Genomic DNA, 267 nt, shown 5'->3' on the forward strand with positions numbered 1-267 from the left:
AGTCATTTAAAATACGAATAATATTATAGTTTTCGAAATCTACACTTAAATCAAGCACATTTAAACATTCAAAGTATTCTAAAATTGTTTCATAGTATTCTTTTTGATTAATATGATTTTCTAAATTATTATTTAAAGTGCTTGAAATTTTATTTGATATCTGTTCAAACGTTTCTTCTGTAGATTCTAAATTGTCATAATAAGAAAGAACAAAAGTTTCAATATCGATATTATTAAATTTTAAGTCTTTTTTGTTTTGTGTTTGAG

At 21.0% G+C, this 267-nt stretch carries 1 protein-coding gene; it reads right to left on the bottom strand.

Annotation, left to right across the window (positions count from 1 at the left end; all coding sequences use genetic code 4):
• Positions 1-267 (bottom strand): hypothetical protein (locus N9R85_RS03965; RefSeq protein WP_262858676.1); only part of this gene is annotated, 267 nt, incomplete at both ends.

Source organism: Mycoplasma sp. CSL7503-lung (assembly GCF_025515455.1).
Classification (GTDB): Bacteria; Bacillota_I; Bacilli_A; order Mycoplasmatales; family Metamycoplasmataceae; genus Mycoplasmopsis.